Origin of the sequence: Mesoterricola sediminis (assembly GCF_030295425.1) — a bacterium.
Classification (GTDB): Bacteria; Acidobacteriota; Holophagae; order Holophagales; family Holophagaceae; genus Mesoterricola; species Mesoterricola sediminis.
In genome coordinates this window covers 242,689-264,549 of the sequence record NZ_AP027081.1, presented here as the reverse complement: position 1 = coordinate 264,549, position 21,861 = coordinate 242,689, and the positions used below count along the sequence as shown (strand labels likewise).

The following is a 21,861-nucleotide window of genomic DNA, read 5'->3' as shown; positions in this document are numbered from 1 at the left end:
GGACAGGAGACCATGGCCCCCTGAAGGTCCATGGCTCCCATCCCATGACGGACGAGGGTCGATACCCCGAAGCAGGAGACGCGCATCAGGGCAGACCCCTCCACGGCGCCTTGGGCCGGACCATCAGGGCGCCTGCGTGGGGGTCCGGCCCCGGGACGGGCCTCAGCCGTGAATCACGGAACGATATACAGGTAGGTCGCCCCTGTGCCAGCAGGATTCGCGGAGGTCGCGCCACCCGTGACGAGGACCCGTCCATCCTGGAGCGTGGCGACAGCATGGCTGTAGAGCGCCTCGGGCAGATCCCCGGTCCTGGAGAAGGTCAAAGTCGCGGGATTGAAGAGCATGGCCTTCGCCGTCCCCGTCTGGATGGACATGCCACCCGACACGGTGGTCCCCCCCGGAAGCAGGATTCTCCCATCGGCGAGCATGGCCGATGGGACTCCCATGGCCGGGTAGGGCTTGGAAGCCAACGGGGTGAATACGCGGGTTCCAGCCATGAAGAGCTCGGCCTCATCGGAAGCCACATAGGCCCCTTGGTAGACCCCGCCCTGACAGAGAAGGACATTCCCATCCGCAAGCCCCCGCGCCGTCCGCCCCGCGAGGCCAGCCTGCGCATCTCCGGTCAATGCCACCGTGGTTTCCTTGGATGGGTCGAAAAGCCCATTGCCGAGGAAGACCATCCCATCATTCAGCACCACCGGTTTGACGGTCGGGCCTGATCCCGCCACAGGGTAGAAAGTGTTGCCGGCAGGGTCGAACACCGCCATGGAACCGTCAGCACCCAGCAGGACCTTCCCGTTCTTCATCATGACTGCGACAGAAGGCGAGAGGGGGGGTTGCGGGAGGGCCGTGAATTGCCCCGTGGCGGGGTCATAGATCTCCGCTGAAGCATCCGGCCCGGCCATCAGCACACGACCATCCAGGAGCAAGGTCGCCGTGTGCCCACCTCTCACCTTGGCCATGGCGCCTGTGGCGGAGGCAGCATCCAGGCCGGGATCGTAAAGGTAGGCCACGGTCGATCCAGCGCTATCGCCACCCGCGACAAGGACCAGCCCATTCCCCAGTCGCGTGGCTGTTCCTCCCCGACGAGGCGGGATATGGGCCTGACTCAGGACGAACCGCCCCTCGACAATTTCCACGGTCGCGCTCCGACTCGAGATCGCATTCCCATATGCATCCACAGCCCTGTACCCGTAGGTCGCCCCCGAATCACCGAGTCCCAGGGCCGGCGTCACGTACGTCGCGAGCGTCGCCCCGGGAATCGCCAGGCCATTCCGGTACCACTGGTATTGGATGGGTTCCGCTGCGCTCACAACGGCGACCCAGGTGGCGGAATCACCAGCCGCGACAGCCTTGTCGTCAAGATCCCTCAGGATGGAAGGCAGGTAAGGATAGATGGTTAGAGTAAAATCAGTAGAACAGGAACCCAGGGCATTGCTGGCCGTGATGGTATAGGAGGTCGGCAGGGCCGCCACCAGAGGCGCTCCGCTGATGACGCCGGTTGTGGTGCTCAGGCCCAACCCTGCGGGCAATCCAGGAGAGATGGCATAGGAAGTCGGCAGCCCACCAGTCGTAGCCGGGAGGTTGGCCTGGATGGGAACCACGCCCAGGGGATAGACAGCTGGATTGAGGGTGTAGGTCAGTGACCGCGGCGGAGCATCCGTGACGACGATCTCGGCAGAAGCCTCGGCTGAATCACCCAGGGCGTTGGCCACCTTGCAGCTCAGGGTCGATTTCCCGGGGCTGCCGGAGGTGAATTCGACGTGCGTCGAATCACTGCTGGAGGTCAGTTGGCCTCCCACAAGCGTCCAGGTGACGACCATGCCATCCTGGGCCGCGATCGAAGCATTCAGGCCAGGCGTGCGGGTCTCGACGGAGGAGGGGGCGACGATGACGGGCTGGGCGGGGGACGCCAAGACGTCGACCCTCGCGCTCCCCTGGGGGGACGCCTTGCCGTCAGCGTTGATGGCGGCGCAGGCCAACGTAAGCTTCCCTGGGCCCGCAGGGGTGAAAGTCACGGAGGTCCCAGTCATCCCGGCAGTCAGGACTCCGCCGGTGATGGACCACTGGAAGGTGCAGCCGGCCTGGGGCAACACACTGGCCTGATAACCCGGACGATAGGAGGTCACCCGGGCCGGGGCGGTGATGAGGGGCGTATCGGGTGGCCTGCTTTCATTTTTACCGCCCCCGCAGCCAGCAGCGAACAGTCCGACCACGACGAGCATGGAAGTATTAAATTTCATAGACTGTCCCAATGAAATTAGAGATGAATCATAGCACATGATTCCAACAGCCGGGGATCCACCGGAAGCCGACGCGGTTCCTGGACAGGATCATGCCTCCCCAGGTCAGCCCTGACCCAGGGAGGCATGTTCAATCCCGGAGCCGGGTGCCGATTAGAACTTGAAGCGCGCGCCCAGCTGGACTTCGCGCGTGTTGCGGTCCTGGATGTTGAGGGTGCCGAAGTTGGCGTTGGTGTACTGGGTGTTGCTGGTGGTCCAGTTGGCCCAGTTGAACACGTTGAAGATGTCGGCCTGGAGCTCGATCATCATCTTCCGGGGCAGGTTGAAGGCCCGGGTGAAGCGCAGGTCGAAGGTCTTGACGGAGGGCTGCCGGAAGGTGTTGCGGCCCGTCACGCCCACGGCGAAGTCGTTGGTCGTGGAGGTGTCGCCGTTGAGATCGCTGGTCATGTAGGCGGTGTAGGGCTGGCCCGACGTGTAGGTGGCGATGGCGGCGCCCTTGATGCCGAAGGCGACGGGGAAGTAGCCCGCGAAGACGCCGCGGAACTTCACGTCATTGTCGCTGGGGCCGTACGAGGCGTGGGGGTCGGCCGGGTTGTTGACGGTGGAGTTGGCCGAGGCGCTGGCGGTCACGCGCTCGTTGGAGTTGGAATCCTTGGAGCTGGCGAAGGTCACGCTGCTCTGGAAGCCGAAGCCGGAGTCGGACTGCTTGCTCGCGGTGATGGAAATGGCCTTGTAGTGGCCCACGCCCTGGTTCTCGGAGAGCCAGATGTTGCCGAAGCCGGTGAAATCCAGCATGCGGCCGCGCACGATGGCCATGCCGGGACGGCCGGAGCTCGTGAACAGGTTCCACTTGGTGGGGTAGCCGTCCTTCCAGTAGCCGTTGGGATCGGGGGACCCGTCCGCGAGGCGCTGGCGGAGGTTGATGTTGACGAAGTACTGGAGGTTCTCGAAATCGGCGTACGAGGCGCGGACGCCCAGCACGAGGCCGTTGTCCAGTTCGTGCTCGATGCCCAGGCTGGCGCGCTTGGCGCGGGGCAGCTTGTTCTCGGGGTCCCAGACCTGGCCGTCCTTGCTGGCGGAGCCGAGGGCGGTGAGGGTGGCGGGGCTGAGGGCGGACAGGCGGGTGCCGCCGCCGCTCACCAGGGCGGCGTACGAGAGGGCGCCGCTGTTGGCCGCGGTGCGCACGGCGGCGGAGGAGGCCGTGAGGGTGTAGGTGGAGGTGGTGTTCCCGTTGCTGTTCATGGTGTTGGACACCGTGAGGCTCGGATTGGGGCTGGAGAAGTAGCCCGCGCCGCCCCGCAGCATGGTCTTGCCCTTGCCGGTCAGGTCATAGGTGAAGCCGAACCGGGGATCCAGGGCCCGGGCGTCGTTGGCCTGGTCAAGGCCGGCCAGCTGGGCGTTGGGCCGCGGGTTGTTGGGCTGGTGCTCCCCGGTGTAGCGCACGCCCAGGGCCAGGGTCAGCCGGCGGTTCAGGAGGCCGCTGTAGCTGGCCTGGACGTAGCCGGCATAGAGGGAGGAGTCGTACGAGATGGTGCCGCCATAGTTGCTCAGGGCCTGGCGGTAGGTGAAGCTGTCCGTCGCCAGGAGGCCGCCGTTGGCCCAGCGGTTGGCCACCGCGTAGCTGCCGAAGGAGAAGGCCCCCATGTTGTAGCGGTAGAAGGTGTTGGCGAAGGAGAACCACTGGAGGTCGACGCCGGCCTTCACGGTGAAGTCGCCGTCGGTGTAGGTGAGGTTGTCGATGAGCTGCTTGCTGAACTCGTCCAGGCCGTTGGGCAGGAAGTTGTTCTGGCCGGCGTTGAAGCCGTTGGTGATGGAGATCTCGGGCGAAGCGGTGGAGTTGGCGTAGCGGGGCCGCCGCTCCGTGGCGATCTGCAGGCGGGCCTCGTTCACGAGCCGGGGCGAGAAGATGGCGTTCCACTCGGCCACCCAGGACAGGCCGTTGTCCTTCTCCAGGCCCTGCTGGGTCTGGCCCGTGATGGGGGCGGAGGAGCTGGTGAAGTCGGTGGTGCCGTTCTCGGAGTTCCAGTTCTGGATGTTGACGCGGAGGGTGAACCGGTGGCTCTCGTTCAGGTTATAGTCCAGGCGGGCGAAGGCGACGGTGTTCCGCTTGTCGTTCTCGTACTGGTAGCCGTTCTCCTGGGCCAGGGTGCGCCCGTCGTTCCCCACCTGGATGTTGCCGAACTTGCCCAGGAAGGTGTTCAGGTTCGCCTGGGAATTGTTGCCGCTGTCCAGGCCGAAGCTGGGGGTGAACTTCTCGGTGTAGTGGAAGACCTCCAGGCCCGCGAAGAAGAAGAGCTTGTCCTTGACGATCGGGCCGCCCAGGTTGAAGTTCCAGTCGAGCTGCTCGAAGTCCTTGGTGCGGGCCCCGACGCTGTTCTGGAGGGCCGTGGCGGCTGGGGCGGGCTTGATGCGCGCGACCAGGGACTTGGGGCGCATCTGGACCAGCACGCTGCCGGTGAACTCGTTGGTGCCGGTCTTGGACACGGCGTTGATCACGCCGCCGGCCGCGTTGCCGTACTGGGCGTCGTAGGCGTCGGTGATGATCTGGAGTTCCTTGATGGTGTCGATGCCGAAGGCGAAGGGGATGCGGGTGGAGCCGCGCTGCTCGCCGAAGAAGTTGGAGTTGTAGCTCGCGCCGTCGATGGTGAGGTTGTTGAAGATGCCGCGGCCGCCCTCCACCGAGAGGCGGTTCTGGTCGGCGGCGGTGGTGGCGCCGGGGGTCAGGCGGGCCAGGGAGGTGAAGTCCCGGGCTGCCAGGGGGATGGACTCCACCATCTTGCTGTTCAGGGCCACCGTGCTGGTCACCTGCTGGGCGTCGAGGGCGGCGGCCGCCGCGACCACGGCGACGGTGGCGCCGGCCTCGGCCCGGTCCAGGGAGAAATTGGCGATGGACGTGGCGCCCAGGCTCACCCGGGTCGAGGTGTCCTTGAGGGTGCGCATGCCCGGGGCGGTCACGGTGATCTCGTAGGTGCCCAGGGGCAGGAGGGCGAAGGTGTACTCGCCGTTGGCGGCGGTGACCTGGGTGCGGGTCAGGTTGGTGGCCACGTTCCGGATCGTGACGGTGGCGCCCACGAGGCGGCCGCCGCCCTTGGAGGTGATGGCGCCCCGGACGGCCCCGGAGGTGGAGCTGCTCTGGGCGTTGGCCACGGTGGCGCAGGCGAGGGCGGAAAGCAGGACGAGGCTGAAGCTTCGGGTGTTCATGCGTGCTCCTGACCCGGATCGGGTGGGTGGGATGGAGGCAGGCCAGGGCGGCCTGCGTCTGAACGGTTCTTGAAGTTGATTCAAGATGCCAGACGACCAGGCACAAGGGAAGAATGGGATGTTTCCAGAATGAAACTTTTACGAGCCAACCGGCACATACGACCGCTGAGCGGCAACGTTTCCGCCCCCGGGGCTACCCGCGGGGCGCCGGGGCCTTGGGGCGCCTGGCTTTCCCTGGGACGGACGCCGCCGCGTCGGGCAGGAGGGCGGGCTGGACGGCGCCGTCCAGGAGGATCCGGGCGTGGGCCAGGGCCTCGGGGCGGTCCGGGTGGCCGGAGAGCAGACGAGCGAGCTCCCGGGTCCGGCCCTCGCCGGTCATCCATCCCAGGGAGCTCCGGGTGCGGCCGTCCTGGACCTCCTTGCGGAGGAAGCCGTGGTGCTCGGCCCGGGCGGCGACCTGGGCGAGATGGGTCACGGCCAGGACCTGGTGGCGGCGGCCCAGCTCGCGCACCGCCCCGCCCACGGCCAGGGCGGTCTCCCCGCCGATGCCCGCGTCCACCTCGTCGAGCACCAGGACGAGGGGGTCCCCGCTCCCGGCGCCCAGGGCCATGCCGGCGCCCTGGAGGGCGAGCATGATCCGGCTCAGCTCGCCGCCGGAGGCGATCTTGGCCAGGGGGCGGAAGCCCTCCCCGACATTGGGCTCGATCCAGATGGCGGCGGCGGAGAAGCCCTGGGCGGAGCACCGAACGGGCAGCCCGCCGCGCAGAACCGGGCTGGCGGGGTCCTCGGCGAGGCCCAGGCGCACCTGGACGCGGCACCCGGCCATGCCGAGGGCGGCGAGGCGGTGGTGCACGTCCTTCTCCAGGGCCTGCACGAGGGCGGCCCGCTGGCGGTGCAGGTCCTCGGCGGCGGCCAGGTAGGCCGCGGCGGCCCCGGCCAGGGCCGTCTCCAGTTCCTTGAGGGAGGAGCCGCCGTCCTCCAGCTCGCGCTGTTCGAGGCACAGGGCCGCCAGGACCTGGGCCAGGTCCTCCGGCTCGCAGCGGTGGCGGCGGGCCAGCTTCTCGAAGTGGGCGAGGCGGTCCTCGAGGGCCTCGATCCGGTCCACCCCCTCCCGGGACCAGCGCACGGCCTGGTCCTGGGCCAGGGCCTGGAGGTCCTCCAGTTCCAGGAGGGCGCTCCGCAGCCGGTCCACCTCGGGCTGGGCCGCGGGCAGGATGGCGGCGGCCCGGGCCTGGGCGCGGTGGGCCTCCTCGACGAGGCGGTTGGCCTCGCGGAGGGCCTCGGCGCCCTCGCGGAAGGCGGCCTCCAGATGGACGGCGTGGCGCAGGGGCTCCCGCTCCGCCCGGAGCCGGGCCCATTCGCCGGCCGCCGGGGCCAGCTTCTCCAGGTCGGCGATGTGCTCGGCCAGCCACGCCAGCCGTTCCACCTTCTGGGCCTCGCTCCGGCGCCGCGCGGCGAGCCTGGCCTGGGCCTCCCGGACCTCGCCGGCCTCCCGGGCGAGATCCGCCCGGATCCCGAGCACCTCGTCGAGCAGGCCCAGGTGGCGGTCCTCGGCCAGCAGGGACTGGTGATCGTGCTGGCTGGTCAGGCGCATCCAGATCCGGCCCGCCTCGCGGAGGTCGGCGAGGCTGCAGGCCCCGCCGTTGATCCAGGCGCGGCTCCGGCCGTTGGCGCCCACCTCCCGGCGCAGGACCACGGGCTGTTCCTCGGGGAGGCCCCGCTCCGCCAGGAAGGCGCTCCAGGCCGCGAAGGCGCCGTCGACGACGGCCTCGGCCAGGGCCCGCGAGGCCCCCTGGCGCACCATGTCCCCGTCGCCCCGGGCGCCCACGAGGAGGGAGAGGGCGTCCACGAGGAGGGACTTCCCGGCGCCGGTCTCGCCCGTGAGGGCCGTGAACCCGGGCTGGAGGTCCACGGACAGGTCTTCCACCAGGGCGAGGTTCTGGATGCGGAGGGAGGAGAGCATGGCATCAGCCTATCCTGATCCGGCGCCAAAGGCGCTTGACTCCGGCCGGGGGAACACCCATGATGGGACCTCTGAGTTCTTTGTCAGTTCCATAGTGAGCTATCCAGAAAGGTGGAGGGACGGGCCCTGTGAAACCTTGGCAACCTGCGAAGAGCAAGGTGCCAATTCCTGCCGGCGGCGACGCATGTCGCGACCGGATAGATACCGAACTGATTGAACTGCCGAAATCAGACGGAGAAGGGGGCCCGAATCATCGGGCCCCCTTTTCCGTCTTCTGAAGCTCGCGAGGAACCTGCAGACTCCCTCGACCTGTCCGGAGGCCCCGCAAGGGGAGACAAGGACACCCCAACCTCCCCCCTCCCGCGGGGCGGGGGGACCTCTGCCAGGAGTTCCCATGACCGGGCCCCAGCGCCAGTTCGAGACCATCGCCCTCCACGGCGGCCACACCCCCGACGGGGACACCCGGAGCCGGGCGGTCCCCATCTACCAGACGACGAGCTACGTCTTCGACTCCACGGACCACGGGGCCCGGCTCTTCGCCCTGGAGGAGGCCGGCAACATCTACACCCGCATCGGCAACCCGACCGTCGACGTCCTCGAGAAGCGGGTCGCCGAACTGGAGGGGGGCGTGGCCGCCGTGGCCACCGCCTCGGGCCAGGCCGCCATCACCCTGGCCGTGCTGACCCTGGCGGGGGCCGGGGGGCACATCGTCGCGGGCACCAACCTCTACGGCGGCACCCACACCCTCTTCAGCCAGAGCCTCCGCCGCCTGGGCATCGAGGCCTCCTTCGTGGACAGCGGGGACGCCGGGGCCTTCCGCGCCGCCATCCGTCCGGAGACGCGCGCCCTCTACGTGGAGGCCCTCGGCAACCCCAAGCTCGACGTGCCCCACTTCGAGGCCCTCGCCAGCATCGCGAAGGAGGCGGGGATCCCCCTGATCGTGGACAACACGCTGGCCTCCCCCTGGGTCTGCCAGCCCCTGAAGCACGGGGCCGACCTGGTCGTCCACAGCGCGACCAAGTACCTGGGCGGCCACGGCACGAGCCTCGGCGGCATCGTGGTGGACGGCGGAACCTTCGACTGGACCTCGGGCAAGTTCCCCGAATTCACGACCCCCCACCCCGCCTACCACGGGGCGGTCCTCGTGGACGTCGCCGGCCCCGCGGCCTTCGCGGCCAAGGCCCGCCTGGAGGGGCTCCGGGACTTCGGCCCCGCCCTCTCGCCCTTCAACGCCTTCCTGCTCCTGCTGGGCATCGAGACCCTCCCCCTGCGCATGGACCGCCACGGCGCCAACGCCCTGGCCCTGGCCCACTGGCTGGAGGCCCACCCCCGGGTGGCCTGGGTCAACTACCCCGGCCTGCCCAGCCACCCGAGCCACACCCTGGCCCGGCGCTATTTCCGGGAGGGGGCGGGCTTCGGCGGCATCCTGACCTTCGGCGTGAAGGGGGGGCTCGCGGCGGGGCGGCAGGTCATCGACGCGGTGACGCTCTTCAGCCGGCTGGCCAATGTGGGCGACGCCAAGAGCCTCATCATCCACCCGGCCACCACCACGCACCAGCAGCTCAGCCCCGAGGCCCGCGCCGCCAACGGCGTCACCGACGACCTCATCCGCCTCTCGGTGGGGCTGGAAAGCCTGGAGGACCTCCAGGCCGACCTGGACCAGGCGCTGGCGGGGGTGCGGGGGTGAGCCGGATCTTCCAGGCGGCCGAAGATCGCCGCACCGCCTACCGGGTCCACGGGGCCGGTCCCCGCCGGGTCCTCCTCCTCCATGCCCTGACCGGAGGCCCGGACGCGGCCGACGCGCCGGGCGTCAAGGGCTGGTGGGCCCCCATCTTCCAGGCGGGGGCCCCCCTGGGGCCCGCGCGCGCCACGGTGTGGACGCCAAACCTGGCGGGCAGCTGCTACGGCACCTCCGTGCCGCGCCCCGCGGCCGGCTACGACACCCGGTTCCAGGCGGAGGTCCTGGCCGAGTGGCTGCGGGCGGAGGACCTGCGCTTCGACGTCGTCCTCGGGGCCTCCCTGGGCGGCATGGTGGCCCTGGAACTGGCCCTGGCGGAACCGGACCGGTTCGGGGCCGTGGCCGTGGTGGGCTGCGGCGCCCGGGCCGACGCCTGGCTGTGGGGCACCACGGAGATCCAGCGGGCCATCCTGGCCAGCCCCTCCCTGGGGGACGGGGAGGCCATCTCCCTCGCCCGCCGGGCGGCCATGCTCACCTTCCGCAGCCCCGCGGGGCTCGCGGTCCGGTTCGACGCGGCCCAGCCCCTGCGGGACTGGCTGGCCTACCACGGGCAGGCCCTGGCGGCCCGCTTCACCCGCCAGGCCTACCTGAACCTGCTGGAGGCCATGGACGCCCACGACCTGGGCCGGGGCCGCGGCGGGGTGCGGGAGGCGCTCGGGCGCCTGCGCGCGCCCCTCCACGTGCTCGGCCTGCGCCCCGATCACCTGATCTCCTCGTCCTGCCTGGACGAGCTCATCACATCCGCCCGCGATGCCGGCCAGCTCGGCCACGTGGCCTGGGTGGACAGTCCCCACGGCCACGACGCCTTCCTCATCGAATGGGACCCCGTCGTCGCCTGGCTCCTGGAGGTGCTGTCGTGAAGGTGCTCAAGTTCGGCGGCACCAGCGTCGGGTCCCGCGAGGCCCAGCTCCTCGCGGCCCGCATCATCGCCCGGGAACTCCCCGCCGGGGGCCTGGTGGTCGTTTCGGCCCTTTCGGGGACCACGGACCTCATCCTCAAGGCCATGGCCGCTTCGGCCCGCGGGGACCTCGCCGGGTCCACCCGGTGCCGGGAGGCCCTGGAGGCCCGCCACTGGGAGGCGGCCCGGGCCCTGGACCTGGAGGCCGAGGTGCGGTCCGCCTGGGCCCCCCTCTTTCAGTCCCTGTCCAACCTTCTGCAGGGCATGGGCCTCCTGTGGGAGGCCTCCCCCCGCAGCCGGGACACGGCCCTGGCCGTGGGGGAGACCCTGTCCGCCCGCCTCATGGCGGCCCTCCTGGTGCGGGAGGGGCTTCCGGCCGCCTTCCGGGATGTGCGGGAGGTGCTGAGGACGGACGGCCGGCATGGCCGGGCCCGGCCGGACCTGGAGGCCATCCGGGAGGCCGCCGCCCCCTGGCGCGCCGCCCTCGGACCCGGGGCCCTCTGGGTGACCCAGGGGTTCCTGGGCCAGGGGCCCGACGGGGCGACCACCACCCTGGGCCGGGGCGGCTCGGACACCAGCGCCACCCTCCTGGGGGAGGCCCTGGGCGCCGCGGAGGTGCAGATCTGGACCGACGTGGACGGGGTGCTCAGCGCCGATCCCAGCCTGGTGCCCGGCGCCCGGCCCATTCCCGTCATGAGCCTGCCGGAGGCGGCGGCCCTCTCGGCCTTCGGGGCCAAGGTGCTGCACGCCGACGCCCTGGCGCCGGTTCGTCGGGCGGGCTTCCGGCTGGTGGTGGCCAACACCCACCGGCCATCAGCCGGTCGGACGGAGATCCGCCTCGATTCCCCGCCCCGCCGGCCCGGGGAGATCACGTCCGTGGCGTACAAGGAGGGGGTGAGTTGCCTCCGGGTCCCCCCGACCGCCGATGCGGAGCAGCTGTTCCAGGCCTCCACCCGCCTGCTGGAAGCCGGCGCCTCCCTCTACGGTCTGCTGGCCACCCCGGACGGGGGTCTCCTGGTCGCCCGGGCGGAGACCGCGGAGGCCGAGGCGGTGCTCACGGACCTGGCCGCCTCCGGCCTGGACGTGAGTCGGGGCTGGGCCGTCGTGGCCCTGGTGGGCGAGGGGCTCCGCGCCGCCCAGGGCCGGGCCCTCAGCCTCCTGGGCCCCCTTGTGGAGGAACCGGTTGCCGCCATCCTTGCGGGGGACACGGGGGTCTCCCTGGCCTTCCTCGTGCCGGACCCCAGGCTGGCCGGCCTGATTCCCCGCCTCCACGCCACCTGCATCGAAACGCCCCTTGGAGTCTGACCCATGACCCAGCCCATGCAGAACCAACGCATCCTCCTCACCGGCGGCAGCCGGGGCATCGGGGCCGCCACCGTGCGCCGCCTCTCCGACCTCGGCGCGCGGGTGGCCTTCACCTACCGCATCCGCACGGACGCGGCCGAGGCCCTCACCGCCCATCTCGCCGCCGAGGGGCGGGAGGTCCTGGCCATCCAGGCGGATCAGCGCTCCCGGGAGGACGCGGCGGCCGCGGTGGCCCAGGTGGAGGAGGCCTGGGGCGGCCTCGACGCCTTCGTGGGGAACGCCGGGGTCTGGCTGCCCACGCCCGTGGACCTCCAGGACGAGGGCAACCTCCTGGCCATCCTGGAGACCAACGTCACGGGGCTCTTCCGCTGGAACGCCGAGGTGGTCCCGGCCCTGCGGCGCCAGGGCCGCGGGGCGATCGTCCTCGTGGCCAGCACCGCCGGCCAGCGGGGGGAGGCCGGCTACGGCGGCTACGCCGCCAGCAAGGGGGCCGTCATCTCCCTCACCAAGAGCCTCGCCGCCGAACTCGGCCCCCTGGGCATCCGCGTCAACTGCGTGGCCCCGGGCTGGGTGGACACGGACATGTCCGCGGGCACCCTGCGCTCCCCCCGGCGCGGGCAGGTGGAGGCCGCCTTCCCCCTGGGGCGGATCCCCACCGCCGAGGACATCGCCGGCCCCATCGCCTTCCTCCTGGGCGACGCGGCGGCGGCCGTCCACGGTGAAATCCTCAACGTGAACGGCGGCACGGTCCTCTGCGGCTGAGCGCCTTGACGATCCCGGCCCGCCGGGATCATGCTTCCCCCACCTCCCCGAACCGGATGCCCATGAACGCCACGTTCCACGATGCCCTCCGCGCCGGCCAGTGCTTCCTGTTCGATGGATCCACGCCGACGGTGCTCTATGAGCGGGGTGTGTACATCAACCGCTCCTTCGACGAGGCCAACCTGGCCTCCCCCGACCTGGTGGAGGCCATCCACGGGGAGTTCCGCGCGGCCGGCGCCCAGGTGCTGACCACCAACACCTGGGCGGCCAACCGCATGAAGCTCCAGGGCTACGGCCTGGCGGAGCGCCTCAAGGAGATCAACCTGGCCGGGGCCCGCCTCGCCCGGCGCGCCCTCCAGGCGGAGGGCGCCGGCTGGGTCGCGGGCTGCATCGGCCCCCTCGGGGTCCGCATCGAGCCCTGGGGCCCCACCAGCTTCGAGGAGGCGCGGGCCTGCTTCGCGGAGCAGGCCCTGGCCCTGATGGAGGGCGGGGTGGACCTCTTCGTGCTGGAGAGCTTCGCCGACCTCAACGAGATCCACCAGGCCATCCTCGCCATCAAGGAGACCTGCGGCCTCCCCGTGGTGGCCCAGATGACCCCCAACGACGAGGGCCAGACCCTCTACGGCACGGAACCCGAGTGGTACGTCGCCAAGCTCGCCGAGTGGGGGGCCGACCTCGTCGGGGTGAACGGGGGCACGGGCCCCGCGCCCCTGCTGGACCTGCTCAAGCGCTTCCGGACGGCCACCGCCTGCCCCCTCATCCTCCAGCCCAGCGCCGGGCTGCCCCGCATGGTGGACGGCCGCTACCTGTACATGGCCAGCCCCGAATACCTGGGTGAGTTCGCGCGCCAGGCCTTCCAGCTCGGGGCCCGGGCCGTCGGGGGCTGCGCGGGCACGACGCCGGCCCACACCCGCGCCATGCAGGGGGCCCTCCGCCAGGAGCGCGCCTTCGTGGAGGGGGGCGTCGACCGCCCCCTTCCGGAGGCGGGGGCCGCCTCGGTCCCCCGGGCCGAGGCCAGCGCCTTCAGCCGCAAGCTCTCCGACGGCGGCTTCGTCGTGTCGGTGGAGCTGGTGCCCCCCCGGGGCGTCGGCGTGGACAAGCTGGTGGAGAAGGCGGCCTACTGCCGGGACCGCGGGGCGGACACCATCAACGTGCCCGACGGCCCCCGGGCCATGGCGCGGCTTTCGGCCCTCGCCACCGCCGTGATCATCCAGGAGCGGGTCGGCATCGAGGCCCTGATGCACTTCGCCTGCCGCGACCGGAACCTGCTGGGCATCCAGAGCGACCTGCTGGGGGCCGCGGCCCTGGGCGTCCAGAACGTGCTGGCCATCACCGGGGATCCGCCCAAGCTGGGTCCCTACCCCAACGCCACCGCGGTCTTCGACGTGGACGCCATCGGCCTCACGAACATCCTCCGCCAGCTCAACTCCGGGCTGGACCTGGGCGGCAGCCGCATCGGGGTGCCCACCCGGTTCAGCTTCGGCGTGGGGGCCAACCCCGTCGCCGTGGACCTGGAGCGGGAGCGGGCGCGCTTCCGCTACAAGGTGGAGGCCGGCGCCGAATGGGCCATCACCCAGCCCGTCTTCGACGCCGACGCCCTCTTCCGCTTCCTGGAGTTCGCCGACCCCTTCGGCATTCCCGTCATCGCCGGGATCTGGCCCCTGAAGAGCCTGCGCAACGCCGAGTTCATGGCCAACGAGGTGCCCGGGGTCACCCTGCCCCCGGCCCTCCTGAAGCGCATGGCCCGGTGGCCCTCGGCCGAGGACCAGCTCAAGGAGGGCCTGGACATCGCCCTGGAGATCATCGCCAGGGTCCGCCCCGCGGTGCGGGGCCTCCAGCTCTCGGCGCCCCTGGGCCAGGTGGAGCTCCTGGACACCCTCCTCGACGCGGGGGTGGGCCGTGGCTGAGACCGTGACCGTGCGCTTCCTTCCGGAGGACCTCCTGGCGGCCTGCCCCGCCGGAACGCCGCTCCAGGCCGTGGCCGACGCCGCCGGGGCCGACATCACCTTCGGCTGCCGGAGCGGCTCCTGCGGCACCTGCCGCGTGCGCGTGGTCCGGGGCCTGGAGCACTGCTCGCCCATGGGCCGGGAGGAGCGCGATTTCCTGCGCGGCCTCGAGGCGCCGGAGGACCAGCGCCTGGCCTGCCAGGTGCGCGTCCTCGGCGACGTCGAGGTCGAATACCTGGGAGCCTGCCTGTGACCGCCCTGTCCTCCTTCCTCCTCGACCAGGTCCTGCTCCTCGACGGGGGGATGGGCACGCAGATCATGGCCCGGCGGCCCACCGTCGACGACTTCGGCGGGTCCGCCCTGGACGGGTGCATGGAGGTCCTGAACGCGCGGCGCCCCGACTGGATCCGCGCCATCCACGCCGACTACCTGGACGCCGGGGCCGACGCCGTGGAGACCAACACCTTCGGCGCCAACGAGGTGGTCCTGGGGGAGTTCGGGATCGCGGACCGGACCGAGGAACTCAACGCGACCGCGGCCAGGCTCGCCCTGGAGGTCGCCCGCGACTACGACCGGCGGCGCTACGTGATCGGCAGCGTGGGCCCCGGCACCAAGCTCCTCACCCTGGGCCACGTCGGCTACGACGCCCTCTTCCGGAGCTACCTCGCCCAGATGCGGGGCCTCCTCCGGGGCGGCGTGGACGCCGTCCTCATCGAGACGAGCCAGGACCTGGGCCAGATGAAGGTGGCCGTCAGGGCCGCGCGGGCCGCCATGGCCGAGCTGCGCCTGACGCGGCCCCTCTGGGTCCAGGCCACGGTGGAGACCACCGGCACCCTCCTCCTCGGCACGGAGATCCAGGCCGTCATCACCACCCTGGAGATGCTGGGCATCGACGTCCTGGGGCTGAACTGCGGCACCGGGCCCGACGAGATGCACGCCCCCCTGCAGGCCCTCGCCGAGGCCTCCCCGTGCAGGATCAGCTGCCTGCCCAACGCGGGCCTCCCCGTGAACCGGGACGGGGCCCTGGTCTACCCCCTGGAGCCCGAGGCCTTCGCCGCCAAGGTGGCCCGCCTCGCGGGGACCTTCGGCCTGGGCATCGTGGGCGGCTGCTGCGGCACGACCCCCGCCCACATCCGGGCCCTGCGGGCGGCCCTGGGCACCGCCCCGGCCACCCGGCGCGTCCCGGCCGTGGACCGGTCCGTCTCGAGCCTCTACCAGAGCGTGGCCCTGCGCCAGGAACCCCGCCCCCTGATCGTGGGCGAGCGCACCAACGCCAACGGTTCCAAGAAGTTCCGGGACCTCCTGGCCGCGGAGGACGTGGACGGCCTCGTGGAGATCGCCCAGGACCAGCAGCGGGAGGGCGCCCACATGCTGGACGTGTGCGTCGCCTACGTGGGCCGGGACGAGGCGGCGGACATGGAGGCCTTCCTCGGGAAGGCCGTCACCCAGGTCACCCTGCCGCTCATGATCGACTCCACCGAGGTGCCCGTCATCGAGCGCGCCCTGCGGGCCGCCCCGGGCAAGTGCGTGGTCAACAGCATCAACTTCGAGGACGGGGACGCCCGGGCCCGCAAGGTCCTGGACCTCTGCCGGGAGTACGGCGCCGCGGTGGTCGGCCTGACCATCGACGAGCGCGGCATGGCCCGGACCGCCGGGGACAAGGCGGCCATCGCGGCACGCCTCGTGGACCTGGTGGTCGGCGAGTACGGCTTCAACCCCTCCGACCTGATCATCGACCCCCTCACCTTCACCCTGGGCAGCGGCGAGGAGGGCATGCGCCGCTCCGCCCTGGAGACCCTGGAGGCCATCCGCCGCATCAAGGCCGCCCACCACGGGGTGCTGACCCTCCTGGGGGTGAGCAACGTCAGCTTCGGCCTGGCCCCAGCCGCCCGGCACGTGCTGAACGCCCTCATGCTCTACCACGCCGTCAAGGCCGGCCTCGATCTGGCCATCTTCAACTCCGCCAAGGTCATCCCGGTCGCGGCCATCCCCGCCGACCAGCGCGCCGCGGCCGAGGACCTCCTCTTCGACCGGCGCCGGGAGGACTACGACCCCCTCAAGACCCTCATGGCCCTCTTTTCCGGCGGCGCCGCCAGGCCCGAGGCCGCGGTCCCCGAGGAGGGCCTGCCCGTCGCCGAGCGCCTGCGCCGGGACATCATCGGCGGGGCCAAGCGCCAGATCCTGGCCGACGTGGACGAGGCCCTCGCCATCCTGCCCCCCCTGGAGATCATCAACGACATCCTCCTGGACGGCATGCGGGTGGTGGGCGAGCGCTTCGGGGCCGGGGAGATGCAGCTGCCCTTCGTCCTGGAGAGCGCCGAGGCCATGAAGGCCGCCGTCAAGCGCATCGAGCCCTGGATCCCCCGGGAGTCCTCGGCCGCCAAGGGCCGCATCATCCTCGCCACCGTCAAGGGCGACGTCCACGACATCGGCAAGAACCTCGTGGAGATCATCCTCAGCAACAACGGGTACGAGGTGGTGAACCTGGGCATCAAGCAGCCCATCGAGGCCATTCTCCAGGCCCTGGAGACCCACGGGGCCGACGCCATCGGGCTCTCGGGGCTCCTGGTCAAGTCCACGACGATCATGCGGGAGGACCTGGTGACCATGGCCGAGCGGGGCCTGGACATCCCCGTCCTCCTGGGGGGCGCCGCCCTGACCCGGGACTACGTGGCCCAGCAATGCCAGTCCGTGTACCCCGGGCCCGTCCTCTACGCCGAGGACGCCTTCGAGGGGCTCCGCCACATGGACCGGTTGACAGCCAAACGTGCAGGCGGAGGCGCCCAGCCGGCGCCGGCGCCCCCCGCGCCGGAGGCCCCCGCCATCACCGTCCTCCGGCGGGGGGGCGCCGCGGTCCCCCTGACCCCGGACGGGCAGAGCGCCTGGGTGACCCGCGACCTGCCGTCCCCCGAACCCCCCTTCTGGGGCGTCCGGGAGGCGGAGACCCCCCTGGCGACGATCTTCGACTTCCTGGACACCTTCACCGTGATCCGGAACCGCTGGTCCTTCACCCAGGGCCAGCTCAGCGACGCCGCCTTCGAGGCGGTCCTCCAGGAGAAGGCCGAGCCCCTCCTGGCCGCCTGGAAGGCCCGGATCCTGGGGGAGGGCCTCCTGGCCCCCCGGGCCCGGTACGGCTACTTCCCCGTCCAGGCCGACGGCGATGCGCTCCGCGTCTTCGACCCCGGCCGCGGCCGGGTGCTGGCGACCCTCCGCCTCCCCCGCCAGGCCACGGGCCGGCGCCTCTGCATCGCGGACTTCTTCCATCCGGCCGCCAGCGGCCGCTTCGATGTCCTGCCCGTGCAGCTGGTCACCCTGGGCCAGGGGGCCGCGGACCTCGCCCGGCGCCTGTACGCGGAGGACAAGTACCAGGATTACTTCCTCTTCCATGGCCTGGCCACGGAACTCACCGAGGCCTTCGCCGAGGGCCTCCACGCCCGGATCCGCCGGGAGCTGGGGATCCACGGCCGGGACGCCGCCCAGCTCCGGCAGCTCTTCAGCCAGGGCTACCAGGGGAGCCGCTATTCCTTCGGCTACCCCGCCTGCCCCGACCTGGCGGGGAACGGGGAGCTCCTGGACCTGCTGGACGGCGGCGCCATCGGCGTCACCCTGACCGAGCAGTGCCAGATGGACCCCGAGTACGCCACCTCCGCCCTCGTCGCCTGGCACCCCCAGGCCCGGTACTTCGCGGTGTAGGGACGGGCCGGGTCCAGGGCCTCCCCGATCCCGAAGGGTGCCCGGGGGAGAACGGAAAAGGAGCCGCCCCAGGGGCGGCTCCTTTGCCACGTGGGTGTCCGGAGGTCAGCGCTGGGCCATTAACCATTCAACCAAACGGGTGTGCCACCCGCTGGGGTCATCCAGGTCGCTGGGGCAGAGTCTGGGCGGGCAGGCAACCTTCATGTCCCCGATCTTCCCGGTCGCGGGAATGCAAATACTTGGATCCAAAGCCCTTTTTATGCTTCCGTCGCAGGTTGGGGCCGAATTCATGTTCGCCTCCGGCACTTCAAAGTCGCATCCAACAAGATAAGCCTCTGGCAATCTGATGCCATGGCGCGAATTCTTCAAACCCGGGTCGCCCCCCTCTTCCCCCCCGAGGGGGAGGTCCGCGTGATGCTCTTCGGGGAGGCCCCGGGCCCCCGGGGCGCGGACCAGAGCGGCATCCCCTTCTGGGGGGACCGGGCCGGGGGCTCCCTCTACCGGGCCCTGGAGGCGGCGGGCCTGGCCCAGGTGCCGCCCGAGGCCTACCTGGACTGGGACGGGGCGCGGTTCCGGGAGCTGGGCCTCGTCCCGGTCCTCCGGGGCGCCGCCCTCAGCAACGCCTACCCCCTGTGCCCCACCCGCGACTTCCAGAGCTTCCGGGCCCCCACGGACCGGGAGCTCCGGGACCCCGCCAACCTGGACCGCCTCCGGGCGGAGCTGGCCCTGGCGGCCGGTCGTTGCCACGGCCGTCTGCGGGTGATCGTCCTCGGCAAGCGGGCGGATTGGATCTTCTCCCAGCTCGAGGGGGTCCCGCCCTTCGACCGCCACGCCCTCCCCCACCCCTCCGCCCAGGGCCTGCTGCAGTCCGCCCCCGGCAAAGGCAAGGGCCTCCGGCTCGACGATCTGCGCCGCGCCTGGGAGGCCCGGCTCAGCTCCCTCCTGGAGGCCTGACATGGCAAGCCCCTCCCCCTCCCTCTGGCCCCGGGAACACGGCGCCTACGCCCAGCTCGGGATCGCCCTGGCCTGCGGCGCCGTCCTCGGGCACGGCTTCCGGGGCATCTGCCAGGCCCTCCTCACGCTGGCGCTCTTCCTGGCCAGCGAGCCCATCCTCGTCCTCCTCGGGCGCCGGGGCGGGGTCTCCCGGGACGCGGCCCAGGTGCGGGCGGCCCTGCGCCTCCTGATCCTCGGGTCCCTCATCATCCTCATGGCCGGCTTCGCCTGGGCGGGGGCCCCGGCTGGTCAGCTGGCTGGTATCCTGCCCGCCGCCCTCCTGGGCGCGGCCCTGTTCGGGCTCTTCCTCTTCAAGCTGGAGCGCACGGCGCCCGGCGAGCTCCTGGCCGCCTGGGCCTTTTCCGCCTCGGCGGGGGCCGTCGCGGCCCTCGGCGGCGCCGGCGGCCGTCGGGCCACCCTCCTCGCCCTCCTGCTGGCGGCCATGTTCACCCAGGCCACCGCCATCGTGCACCTGCACCTGATCGCCCTGAAGCGGTCCGCGCCCTGGCCCCGCGCCCTGGCCGCCATCTTCTGCCTGGCCACCGCCGCCGCGGCCCTGGCCCTCTCGAAGCCCGGCCTCGCCCGGGCCGCCGGCGCCGCCCTCCTGCCCATGGCCGCCGCCAGCGTCTGGGTCTGGTCCACCTCCGCCGCGCCCCGGAAGCTCAAGGAGCTGGGCTGGGCCGCGACCGCCTGCGGCTTCGTGGGCGGCGCCCTGGCAGTGCTCGGCCTCTGGTAGTTTCCGCTTGGGGCCGGCGCCCTTTGATGGTTACCTGTCTGGGAGGCCCAGCGTTTCAATGGACGCCGGGCAATGGAGGTGGCCATGGCCCGCAAGACGGAAACCTGGACGGATGCGCCCGAGGGCACGGCTCTCGCGGCGGAGATCCACCGCAAGCTGGAGGTCAGCCACCGGCAGGCCAAGGGCCTCATCGACGCCGGGTGCGTGAAGGTCAACGGGGCCGAGGTGCGGACCCACGGCCTGCGCCTCAAGCCCGGGGACCGCCTGGACGTGGTCTTCGATCCGGACATGGTCTACGCCGAGCTCCCCCGGCCCAGCAAGTCCGCCGATTCGCCCTTCGCCGTCCTCTCCGAGGACAAGCACCTGGTGTTCGTGGACAAGCCCGCAGGCCTCCTCACGGTCCCCGCCGAGAAGCACAACGACCCGTGCCTGGCCGAGGCGATCACCGACCTCTACCGGCGCCGGGGCTTCAAGCGCTTCCACCTCTTCATCGTCCACCGCCTGGACCGCTTCACCTCCGGCGTGCTGGTCTTCGCCAAGACCCCCGAGGCCCTCAACGGCCTCAAGCGCATCTTCGACGAGCACCACCTGCACCGGGTGTACAAGGCCATCCTGGTGGGCGAACTCCCCGAGAACGCCGGCACCCTCTCGGACCGCCTCGTGGAGCGCAAGTCCCTGCGCATGGCCGTGGTGCCCGAGAAGACGAAGGCCAAGCACGACCTCAAGGGCGCCAAGCTCGCCGTCACCCACTACCGCGTCCTGGAGCGCCTCCCGGGGCACACCGTCATCGAGGTCAAGCTCGAGACGGGCCGCCGGAACCAGATCCGCGTCCAGTTCGCGGAGCGCGGGTTCCCCCTGCTCGGGGACCAGGTCTACGGCACGAAGAGCCCCCTCATCGACCGCCAGGCCCTCCATGCGGAACTGCTCGGCTTCCGGCACCCCGTCACCGGGGAGGGCGTCACGGTCACGGCCCCCCTGCCCGCGGACATGGAGAAGGTCCTGAAGGCCCTGCGCAACGCCCGGCGCGTGGAGCGCGCCGAGGCCGGCATCAAGGGCGAGGAGGCCATCTACAAGCCGAAGATCACCGAGGAGCGCAAGCTCGAGCGGGTCCGCCGCGCCGCCCGGTTCGGCGAGGACCGGCCCGGCCGCGGCGAAGGCCGCCCGTCCCGGGAGGATCGCTCCGCCCGCGGTGAAGGCCGTCCGTCCCGGGAGGATCGCCCCGCCCGCGGTGAAGGCCGCCCATCCCGCGAGGATCGCCCCGCCCGCGGTCCCGAGGATCGCCCGGCCCGGAGCGGACCGCGCCCCGCCCGCGCCGAGGAGCGTCCCCCCCGCCACGGCGGCCGCCCCCACGCGGCCGCCGATGGTCCCAAGGGCCGCGAAGCCCAGCGGCGCCCCGCCTTCCGGGACGCCGGCCCCCGTCCCGCCCGGTCCGGCGGCCCCGGCAAGCCCTCGGGCCCCAGGCCCGCCGGCGCCCGCGGACCCGCCAAGGGGAAGGGCCGCCCCTAGCACAGCGTCCGCGGCACGTCCATCGGGGGCATCGCCCCCTGGGGGCCCCATGCCGGGCCCCCGGACCTCCGGCAGGGGCCGCTCCCATCGCGTACGGATGATCCAAGAGAGGTGGCGGACGCGGCGCCCGGGGTGGCCGCCCGAAGGACACCTCCCGCCTCGTCCAGCACCTTCACCCCGGGTCCAGGTTTCGTGGCGACGCAAGGATTGACTGACTAGCCAATCAGCTATAACCTGGGGTCCAGGGTGGAGGCGATGGCCAGACCGAAGAGCGAGGACAAGCGCAGCGCCATCCTGGCGGCGGCCACCCGGGTCATCGCGGCCCAGGGGCTGGGGGCGCCGACGGCCGCCATCGCCAAGGCCGCCGGGGTCTCCAACGGGTCCCTGTTCACCTACTTCGAGACGAAGCACGACCTGTTCGACCAGCTCTACCTGGAGCTCAAGGTCGACATGGCCTCCCAGGCGCTGGCGGACCTCCCCGCCGGGAGCCCCCCCCGGGCCCAGGTGCTGCACCTGTGGACCCGGTGGCTGGCATGGGCGCGGGCCTGCCCCGAGAAGCGCCGGGCGCTCGCGCATCTGTGCGTGTCCGACGCCATCACACCGGCGAGCCGCCAGATCATCGCGGCGTCCTTCGCCCAGGTCCTGGACCTGCTCGAGGGGATCCGCGCGGCCGGCCCCATGCGCGGGGTGCCCCTGCCGTTCGTCCTCTCCCTGATGAACGCCCTGGCGGACGCGACCCTCGACTTCGCCCTCCAGGACCCGGACCATGCCGACGCCCATGGACGGGAGGCCTTCGAGGCCTTCTGGCGGATGCTCTCCTGATTTTTTTGCACGAATCATGACTGACTAGACACCCACTCATTCCGGATCCGCGAAG

The 21,861-nt window shown here is 71.6% G+C and carries 14 protein-coding genes and 1 riboswitch; of the genes, 11 read left to right on the top strand and 3 right to left on the bottom strand.

Annotation, left to right across the window (positions count from 1 at the left end):
* Window positions 1-173: 173 nt before the first annotated feature.
* The 3 genes from R2J75_RS01125 to R2J75_RS01115 all read right to left on the bottom strand — a co-directional run bounded on the left by R2J75_RS01125 (window position 174) and on the right by R2J75_RS01115 (window position 7,407).
* Window positions 174-1,982, bottom strand: coding sequence for an Ig domain-containing protein (locus tag R2J75_RS01125; protein ID WP_316410922.1), 1,809 nt, complete (start codon window positions 1,980-1,982; stop codon window positions 174-176).
* Window positions 1,983-2,396: 414 nt separating this feature from the next.
* Entirely contained in the window at window positions 2,397-5,444 is a 3,048-nt protein-coding gene (locus R2J75_RS01120; RefSeq protein WP_279342646.1) for a TonB-dependent receptor, read from the bottom strand.
* 193 nt (window positions 5,445-5,637) lie between these two features.
* Window positions 5,638-7,407, bottom strand: coding sequence for a DNA repair protein RecN (locus R2J75_RS01115; protein ID WP_316410921.1), 1,770 nt, complete (start codon window positions 7,405-7,407; stop codon window positions 5,638-5,640).
* A gap of 96 nt (window positions 7,408-7,503) precedes the next feature.
* A riboswitch (SAM riboswitch) is annotated at window positions 7,504-7,615 on the top strand.
* 186 nt (window positions 7,616-7,801) lie between these two features.
* On the opposite strand from R2J75_RS01115, the gene R2J75_RS01110 reads away from it, so the two are divergent.
* The 11 genes from R2J75_RS01110 to R2J75_RS01060 all read left to right on the top strand — a co-directional run bounded on the left by R2J75_RS01110 (window position 7,802) and on the right by R2J75_RS01060 (window position 21,806).
* Window positions 7,802-9,094: an O-acetylhomoserine aminocarboxypropyltransferase/cysteine synthase family protein gene (locus R2J75_RS01110; protein WP_243330157.1), complete on the top strand. Its 1,293-nt coding sequence runs from the start codon at window positions 7,802-7,804 to the stop codon at window positions 9,092-9,094.
* Window positions 9,091-10,005: an alpha/beta fold hydrolase gene (locus R2J75_RS01105; RefSeq protein WP_316410920.1), complete on the top strand. Its 915-nt coding sequence runs from the start codon at window positions 9,091-9,093 to the stop codon at window positions 10,003-10,005. Before R2J75_RS01110 ends, R2J75_RS01105 begins: the two co-directional genes overlap by 4 nt.
* Window positions 10,002-11,348, top strand: coding sequence for an aspartate kinase (locus tag R2J75_RS01100; protein ID WP_243330350.1), 1,347 nt, complete (start codon window positions 10,002-10,004; stop codon window positions 11,346-11,348). The genes R2J75_RS01105 and R2J75_RS01100 overlap by 4 nt, the downstream gene beginning before the upstream one ends.
* A gap of 3 nt (window positions 11,349-11,351) precedes the next feature.
* Window positions 11,352-12,110 (top strand): SDR family NAD(P)-dependent oxidoreductase, encoded by a 759-nt coding sequence (locus R2J75_RS01095; RefSeq protein WP_243330156.1) that lies wholly within the window; start codon window positions 11,352-11,354, stop codon window positions 12,108-12,110.
* 62 nt (window positions 12,111-12,172) lie between these two features.
* On the top strand, window positions 12,173-14,017 hold the full coding sequence (locus tag R2J75_RS01090; RefSeq protein WP_243330155.1) for a bifunctional homocysteine S-methyltransferase/methylenetetrahydrofolate reductase: 1,845 nt from the start codon (window positions 12,173-12,175) through the stop codon (window positions 14,015-14,017).
* Window positions 14,010-14,309, top strand: coding sequence for a 2Fe-2S iron-sulfur cluster-binding protein (locus R2J75_RS01085; RefSeq protein WP_243345985.1), 300 nt, complete (start codon window positions 14,010-14,012; stop codon window positions 14,307-14,309). Before R2J75_RS01090 ends, R2J75_RS01085 begins: the two co-directional genes overlap by 8 nt.
* Window positions 14,306-17,749 carry a methionine synthase gene (gene metH / locus R2J75_RS01080; RefSeq protein ID WP_316410919.1) on the top strand — a complete coding sequence of 1,148 codons (3,444 nt, stop codon included), beginning with the start codon at window positions 14,306-14,308 and terminating at the stop codon, window positions 17,747-17,749. The genes R2J75_RS01085 and metH overlap by 4 nt, the downstream gene beginning before the upstream one ends.
* Window positions 17,750-18,100: 351 nt before the next feature.
* On the top strand, window positions 18,101-18,703 hold the full coding sequence (locus tag R2J75_RS01075; RefSeq protein WP_316410918.1) for a uracil-DNA glycosylase family protein: 603 nt from the start codon (window positions 18,101-18,103) through the stop codon (window positions 18,701-18,703).
* A gap of 1 nt (window position 18,704) precedes the next feature.
* Entirely contained in the window at window positions 18,705-19,478 is a 774-nt protein-coding gene (locus tag R2J75_RS01070; RefSeq protein WP_243330149.1) for a YwiC-like family protein, read from the top strand.
* An 84-nt stretch (window positions 19,479-19,562) separates the two neighbouring features.
* Complete coding sequence (locus tag R2J75_RS01065) at window positions 19,563-20,984, top strand: RluA family pseudouridine synthase (protein WP_316410917.1); 1,422 nt, start codon at window positions 19,563-19,565, stop codon at window positions 20,982-20,984.
* 255 nt (window positions 20,985-21,239) lie between these two features.
* Window positions 21,240-21,806 carry a TetR/AcrR family transcriptional regulator gene (locus R2J75_RS01060; RefSeq protein ID WP_243330145.1) on the top strand — a complete coding sequence of 189 codons (567 nt, stop codon included), beginning with the start codon at window positions 21,240-21,242 and terminating at the stop codon, window positions 21,804-21,806.
* Window positions 21,807-21,861: the final 55 nt, after the last annotated feature.